The 4,339-nt window shown below is 51.3% G+C and carries 4 protein-coding genes and 2 pseudogenes; all 6 read left to right on the top strand.

What is annotated here, in order from left to right:
- The coding region (locus LBO03_05845; protein ID MDR3349110.1) for an endo alpha-1,4 polygalactosaminidase at positions 1-715 on the top strand (715 nt) is incomplete at its 5' end.
- Between the two features lie 3 nt (positions 716-718).
- Entirely contained in the window at positions 719-1,639 is a 921-nt protein-coding gene (locus LBO03_05840; GenBank protein MDR3349109.1) for an NAD-dependent epimerase/dehydratase family protein, read from the top strand.
- A gap of 208 nt (positions 1,640-1,847) precedes the next feature.
- Positions 1,848-2,387: a GDSL-type esterase/lipase family protein gene (locus tag LBO03_05835; protein ID MDR3349108.1), complete on the top strand. Its 540-nt coding sequence runs from the start codon at positions 1,848-1,850 to the stop codon at positions 2,385-2,387.
- 5 nt (positions 2,388-2,392) lie between these two features.
- Positions 2,393-3,523, top strand: coding sequence for a metallophosphoesterase (locus LBO03_05830; protein MDR3349107.1), 1,131 nt, complete (start codon positions 2,393-2,395; stop codon positions 3,521-3,523).
- A 200-nt stretch (positions 3,524-3,723) separates the two neighbouring features.
- Positions 3,724-3,915, top strand: a pseudogene (locus tag LBO03_05825) (PAS domain-containing protein).
- A 291-nt stretch (positions 3,916-4,206) separates the two neighbouring features.
- Positions 4,207-4,339, top strand: a pseudogene (locus tag LBO03_05820) (sigma-54 factor interaction domain-containing protein).

Below are 4,339 nucleotides of genomic sequence, written 5' to 3'. Positions count from 1 at the left end.
CAACAATACCGAAACGCTTGAAATCGAACGCGACAAAACCAGGAACCAGCTCGCCTACGCCCGGGAGATTAAAAAACCCATATTGAACATTGACTATTGCGGCACGGCCAAAAAAATCGTCCTTTCGGAGGCTTTGAACAAAAAGGAAAAATTTATCAGCTTTGCCTCCACCAGCAAGAATTTGAACCGCATACCGCTGTACCCAGTTCAATTGTCCGGCGAGAGCGCCCGCGACATAACCAAGCTGGCCGAGATCAAAAACTTCCTGGTTCTCCTCGAACCGAGCGGGTTCCATAGAAGGCATGATTATATAGCAGCGCTGCGGGAAACAAATTTTGACCTTATTATCATTGATTTATTTTTTGGCGCGGAATTTTTATCGCCGCAGGAAGTAGAAAGTCTTAAAACGAAAAAAAATGGCGGCCGCAGGCTGGTGTTTTCCTATATGAGCATAGGGGAGGCGGAAGATTACCGCTATTACTGGCAAAAAAGCTGGTCGGCGCAGCCGCCGGGCTGGTTGGAAAGAGAAAACCCCTACTGGAAGGGCAACTTCGTAGTCAAATACTGGGAGAGGGAATGGAAGGATCTGCTTTTCGGAAAGCCTGGCGCTTATCTTGACTTGATACTGGCGCAAGGTTTTGACGGCGCTTTTTTAGACATTGTCGATGGCTGGGAATATTTTACGGAAAAAAATGCAAAAGAAGGTATAAAATAAATTATGAAAATACTTATTACCGGCGGCGCGGGGTTCATCGGCTCGCATCTTGCGGATTTGCTGCTTAAAGAACAAGTGGAAACAGTAGTGCTGGACAACCTTAGCACAGGGTTGGCGAAAAATGTGCCGGACGGCGCAAAATTCATCAAAATGGACGTTCGCGCCAAAGGGCTCGCGGATGTTTTCGCCGAAGAAGGGTTTGATGCCGTCGTGCATTTAGCCGCGCAGACTATGGTCAATGTCTCGCTGGACGATCCTTTTTTTGACGGTGAAAACAACATACTGGGCGGGATTAACCTGCTTGAAGCCTGCCGGAAAAAATCGGTAAAAAGGGTGGTTTTTTCCTCCAGCGCCGCTGTTTACGGCAACGTAAAAATAGTCCCGATCAAAGAACACTATGACAAAATGCCGACTTCGTTTTATGGATTGAGCAAGCTTACTTTTGAGCGTTATTTAGAACTTTATCAGAAAAATTTTTCCCTTGATTACATCGTTTTGCGTTTTGCCAACGTCTACGGAGAACGGCAGGGAGACGGCGGGGAAGGGGGGGTAATCAGCATTTTTGCCAAACGGGCTGCCCAGGGGGCGCCCATTGACATCTTTGGCGACGGCGGGCAGACCCGCGACTTTGTTTACGCCGGCGACATTGCCGCCGGCATTTGGCGGGCGCTTAAAAGCGATAAAATAAATACGGCCTACAACTTGAGCAACAAAGAAGAAACCAGCATAAACCAGCTTGCGGGAATGTTAGGGAAAATAACGGGGAAAAAGATAGGGGCGAAATACGGTCCGCCGCGGGCAGGCGACATTTACCGCTCTATTTTGGACAATGAGCGGGCGGTGCGAAATTTGGGCTGGAAAACCTCTGTGCCGCTGGAAGAAGGATTGCGCAGGACTTGCGAATATTTTGCCAATAAAACATGACTGTTTAAAAGCGGCAAGCGCGGCCATGGCCGCGCTTTTTTCATGCGTTGCGAAAACAGTGCCGGCTTGCGCTTTGACGAATGTAACATGGCCGTGCTATTATGTTTAGGGAGCGCCGCGCTTTGGCGGCGCTTCAAGCCGAAACTTTCGCCTGTTGGGGCGGGATTGTTTTGGCGCAATTTTGTTTTTATGGCGAGGCGATTGGTTCATGCTGCTGGCGGTTTTAGGCGACTCGTTGACCGCAGGGTTCCCTTTCGGGGAAAAGGTGTCGTGGCTTTCCGTTTTGTCGGAACGGCTCGGCGTAAAATCGCTCAATTATGGTGTTTGCGGTGAAACTACGGCAGACATGAAGTTTCGCGCCAAACGAATTCTGGAAAACGGCGAACTGACGCATTTTATCATGTTTGGCGGCGCCAATGACGTAATTTTGGCCGCGCGCGCCGCATCCGACATTGCCCGCGACACGGCCGCCATACAGAAAATGGCCTTGGACAGGAAATTGCGCGTTGGCTGTGTTTTGCCGCTGGTTTCGGCGGCGGAAATTTTCGCGGGCGATTTTATGGCGCTGCGCGATAGTGTGCGCGGCGCGTCTTTGCCGGGGGTGTTGACGATTGACCTGCAAAAGGCTCTTCCCGCCGCCGACAACCCGTTGAATTACCTTGACGATGGCGTGCACTTGACCGTGAGGGGCAATGAGGCGTTAGGGCTTTACGCGGCCAGGCTTTTAAAAGATTGGCTGCGGGAGTGATTTAATTGAGCGTTTTCGTCATAGGGTTCATGCTTTTTTACATAACAGGCAATTTGTATCTGGGCTATCGGTTCGTTGCGGTGTTCCGGGAGCGGTTGCCGCTGGCGGGCGGCGCTGTCGCGGCCGTTTGGCTGGCGGTGGCTTTGCTGCCCTTGCTTTTGCGCAATGACAGCGAAGCGTTGCCTAACGGGCCGCTGGATTTGCTTTATCTTTTGGGAGCTTACTGGATCGCGATAATTTATTATGGCCTGATGCTTGCCGCCATTTGCGATTTGGCGAATTTTCTGCAAAAAACTTTTCGCCTCGCCATATTCCGTCCGTCGGCCCAGGCTACCGGCGGCGCTGTCCTGACGATATTGCTCGCCCTTATGTCATACGGCGCTTATAACGCGCAAAACCCCCGCGTAACCAATTATAAGATAAAAATCGACAAACCGGCGGCAATTGGCAAAATGCGCATAGCCATGCTTTCCGATTTGCACCTGGGAAAAATAAACGGCGAAAAATCGGTGGCGCGGGCAGTGGCAATGGTCAACGGCCTTGACGCCGACGTTTTGTTCATTGTCGGGGATACGGTTGACGGCGATATAAATTCGCTCTATCGCAAACGGCCGCTGGACGGCTTAAAAAATGTAAATACTAAGTTCGGCGTTTACGCGGTCATGGGCAACCATGAATACATAGGGGGGCGAGAAAGCAAAGACGTTGAGGCGTATTTGAATTCGCGGTACATGACTGTGCTGGTGGACAAAGGCGTAACATTGCCAAACGGCGTATATGTCGTGGGGCGCGACGACTACAGCCGGGCCGGCGGAAAGCAAAGTCTGGCGCCGCTGTTGGCCGGCCGCGGCGAGCAACCGATAATAGTCCTTGACCATCAGCCAAGCCGCCTGAAAGAGGCCCAGGCGGCCGGGGCGGATTTGATTTTGTGCGGGCACACGCATAAGGGGCAGATTGCGCCTAACAACCTCATAACCAGTTATATTTTTCCCATCGACTACGGCTACGCAAAATTGGACAGACTGAACGTGATTGTTACCTGCGGCTTTGGGACGTGGGGCCCGCCGGTCAGGATCGGCAATGCGCCGGAAATTGTGTGCGTGGACGTTGAGTTTGCCCCGGCGGGCAAGCTTTAAAGCGCAAGCCGGAAACGGCGGGCGCGCTCTGCCGCCAAATGTTTTTACGGAACGCTTGCTATGTTAAATTGCGAAAATATTTTAAAAGCGAAAATATTATATTATATAATGGCTATATAAGGCAGATGATTTACGATTTATGACGGAACCGGACCTTGCCGGGCGGCCGATGCCGCGAAAGGCGAAACGGAGTTGATATTTTGGACAGGGATGGCGCGTTCTTCAATACCGGGCAGACCATAACCACGTTGATCGAATCTCTTTCGGACGGAATACTGATTGCGGACATCGACGCTGTGGTCAGATATGTCAATGAAAGTTATCTTAATATCGTCGGTATAAAGCGGGAAGCCATTATGGGCAAATTCCTGCCGGACGTTAGGCCGGGCAGCGTCCTGCCGCAGGTAATAAAAACCGGGCAAAGCAAACTGGGCATAATTCGCCGTGAGATCAGCACAAATTATGTGGTCGATCTTAACCCTTTATACGAAAATGGGCAAATCATCGGCGGCATATCGCTGATCAAAGACGTTGAGCGCATAAAGCAACTCTCAAGGGAACTAGAGCAGTATGTGCGGCGCAACGAGGAATTGAAAAAGACGGTAACGCGCCTGTCCCGGGCAAAATACACCTTCGACGACGTAATCGGCGTGTCCGCGCCGATGCAAAAAGCCATTGCCATGGCAAAACGCATGGCGGAATATGACGAGGACATTTTGATTGTCGGCGAAAGCGGCACAGGCAAGGAACTGTTTGCGCAGGCGATACACAATTGCAGCGCCCGCGCGTCCAAGCCGTTCATTGCGCTGAATTGTT

Source organism: Acidaminococcales bacterium, assembly GCA_031290885.1.
Lineage (GTDB): Bacteria > Bacillota > Negativicutes > Acidaminococcales > JAISLQ01 > JAISLQ01.
The sequence above is the reverse complement of the archived record's forward strand: the minus strand, read 5'-3'. Positions and strand labels throughout refer to the sequence as shown.

Coding starts and splice junctions, on each gene's coding strand:
- LBO03_05840 (MDR3349109.1), top strand. CDS start 719: ATGAAAATACTTATTACCGGCGGCGCGGGGTTCATCGGCTCGCATCTT.
- LBO03_05835 (MDR3349108.1), top strand. CDS start 1,848: ATGCTGCTGGCGGTTTTAGGCGACTCGTTGACCGCAGGGTTCCCTTTC.